Source organism: Ferroplasma sp. Type II, from assembly GCF_000496155.1.
The window spans coordinates 1-2,668 of the sequence record NZ_KI542728.1; the positions used below are offsets into that span (position 1 = coordinate 1).

General features: G+C 37.6%; 5 protein-coding genes and 1 pseudogene. All 6 read right to left on the minus strand.

The annotated features are described in order from the left end of the window. Positions 1–92 precede the first annotated feature (92 nt). A pseudogene (locus tag AMDU4_RS07600) lies at positions 93–342 on the minus strand (IS5/IS1182 family transposase); the annotation flags it as partial. Beyond that, positions 342–485: a hypothetical protein gene (locus AMDU4_RS07605; RefSeq protein WP_290704584.1), complete on the minus strand. Its 144-nt coding sequence runs from the start codon at positions 483–485 to the stop codon at positions 342–344. The gene AMDU4_RS07605 and the pseudogene AMDU4_RS07600, both read right to left, overlap by 1 nt. A gap of 138 nt (positions 486–623) precedes the next feature. Further along, positions 624–791: a hypothetical protein gene (locus AMDU4_RS07610; RefSeq protein WP_290704587.1), complete on the minus strand. Its 168-nt coding sequence runs from the start codon at positions 789–791 to the stop codon at positions 624–626. Continuing rightward, positions 784–957: a hypothetical protein gene (locus AMDU4_RS07615; protein WP_290704590.1), complete on the minus strand. Its 174-nt coding sequence runs from the start codon at positions 955–957 to the stop codon at positions 784–786. Before AMDU4_RS07615 ends, AMDU4_RS07610 begins: the two co-directional genes overlap by 8 nt. A gap of 161 nt (positions 958–1,118) precedes the next feature. Continuing rightward, positions 1,119–2,255 (minus strand): dipeptide epimerase, encoded by a 1,137-nt coding sequence (locus AMDU4_RS07620; RefSeq protein WP_021787404.1) that lies wholly within the window; start codon positions 2,253–2,255, stop codon positions 1,119–1,121. 4 nt (positions 2,256–2,259) lie between these two features. After that, a partial coding sequence (locus AMDU4_RS07625; protein WP_290704593.1) for an aminotransferase class III-fold pyridoxal phosphate-dependent enzyme occupies positions 2,260–2,668 on the minus strand: 409 nt, incomplete at its 5' end.

A 2,668-nucleotide genomic window follows, 5' to 3' on the forward strand; every position in this document is an offset into this window, starting at 1 on the left:
ACAATATTCTGATTCTCCTCTCTTCACTTTTCCTCTGATTTTATTCTTCTTTTCAGCCCATAATTCATGCACTTTACCTCTCTTTTTGCCCTCTAGTTTATATAGTCACATTATCCATAATCTCTGGTATCCCTCTGCTTTCGATCCTTCTATAGACCTGCTGACACAGTTCTCCCCAAACTTCCTCTTTATTGCAGAGAATATTCCTTCAGTCCCAGGCTACCTCATACCGTAATGTTTCTCTTCTGCCCACTGTTTGTAACCTTTCTCCCTGTATTCTCTTACCTCTTTTCTTCTGTGTTTTGATCCCCCTTGTCTGTCGGTGGAGGCATTCTTCCTGATCAATCTCCAATTCCCCTATCTCCTTTAAACAACTTGCCGATGCTGAAAACCTGTGTGATCAGGGACTCCTCGTCCATTTCTTTTTCGTAGTCTACGCTTTCCAGGTTATTGCCATAAATCTTAATTTTAATCGCAGATGACACGGCTTAGATTGCATTCTGTATGTATTCCCTCAGCCATTCTGCATTTCCAGAATATTGGCGCCTGCCTATATCATCAATACTTCCAGCATATACTTGTGGTGTTGTATCTTTCATTTATTCATCCCCTTTGAATACCCTTCACTCCCACTCCACTGTAACCTTCACTTTCTTCGGTTCCTTGTCCCCGAATACCGATTTTTGAACATATAATGTTCCAATTGCTGGATTCCCAGACGCTTTTTCCTGGAATCTATATGTGTTCTTTGTTGCTCTCTCGAACTCAAATTCTATCTCTTTTTTATCCAATTTTTTCACCCCCTTTAATTTTTTCAAATATCTCATTATTCCAGTTTCCTTTGCCAGTCCTTGCAGGCACATTGGCTTCCTGTAATATAGAAGATCCTATCATTCGGATAGCAATGTGCACATCGGTCATGTTTATGTCGACCAGCGTGGTTGTGGCAGGATCCATTCCAAAGCCATCCTGATTGTAAGGATGATTACATAGGCAGGAAATGATAACTCCTGTATCCGCATATAACATTATAAGGAGTCAATATTTCATGTTTTTGGTTTCAATAGAGAGTTCCTAAGAAAATTAACAAGAATTGGAAAGGTCAAATATACAAAAATTTATATTAATTTTTCTTTTAATTTAACGGCAAATCCAGGTCCAGCAACTAGATAATCCATTCCAAGTTTTAACTCAACTCCACCCTCAAACGGTTGTTCAGAAAGATAAGTAAATCCATCCAGATCAGTAAATTTTACATTGCTAACACTGTTTGCTACAACTAGCGAGGCGGCTATGCCAAGTTTTGATTCCAGCATACATCCAACCATTGCATCTACGCCAGCGGCCTGTGCAACGGTAAGAACCTTTATGGCCTGATGAATTCCACCACTCTTTGATAATTTCACGTTAATCATATCTGCTGCACCCTGTCTTATAACATTCATGGCATCCATGGGAGAAAATACGCTTTCATCGAGCATTATCGGGATTCCAGATTTATGCCTTAGCTCCCTGGCACTGGTCAGGTCAAACCGGTTAACGGGCTGTTCAAAGAATATAGCTTCATATTTACTCAGCACTTGTGCCATTTTAATTGCACTATTTAGATTGTATCCCTGATTTGCATCCGCAAAAAAACTGGCATCCTCTCTCAGATTTCCAGCAATGAACTTAATTCTATCTATATCCTTTTCAAGATTATTTCCTATCTTAACTTTTATTATCTTTGCCCCGGAGTTCTGGTATGTTTCAAGAAGTCTGAGGCTTTCTTTTTTTGGAGATATTGGAATTGTAAGGCTTGTTTTACGTGGTTTAAAGCTACCGCCAGAAATTTTTACAACATGAACATTTAATGATTTCCCGAGAAGGTCATAAAATGCCATATCAATAGCACTTTTTGCAGCTGTATTTCCGTAACAGTAATTATTTAAAAATTCAGAAAAATCTTCAAATCCTTCGATTTTTCTACCATTAAGTGCCATTAAAATGCTTGATGAAATATTGAAAAGCACCTCTGGAGTTTCACCCGTTATTTCTGCAATTGTTTCTGCCTCTCCATAACCCGTAATATCACCAGAAATAAGTTTAACTATAATTCCATCGTAAAATTCCTGGCTGGCAAGAGAAATTTCAAAAACAAGGTTCAAGGGTATCTTTACCCTCAATACCTCACAATTATCAATACCAATTCCAGCTATTTCGGTTCCCGTTCTATAATGAAATTTAAAAGAGTTTACTATTTCCATTTCTATCATCTTTTTATTTTTCCAGAGCCTCAACAATTTTTTCAATACCCATGTTTAAACTCCCCTCATCTATTAGAACTGGAGGGGTTATCTTGAGAACGTGATTTGCCCCTCCGGTAAGTGAACAAATTACATTATTTTTAAATAGCCGATTCCTTATTTTTAAAGCATAACTTCCATCTGGGTTGCCCTTATCATCAACTAATTCAACACCTATCATAAATCCTTTGCCCCTCGCAGATAAGATTTTGCTGTTTTTGATATCAGAAAGCCTATCGAGTATGTCTTTTCCTTTAGTTCTTACAAAATCCAATCGTTTTTCATCAAGTTTTTTAATAACCTCAATTGCAACTTTTGAAATAAACATATTTCCAGCCTGCATACTCACAACATCGTTATATGGCAAATCCCCAGTCATTCTA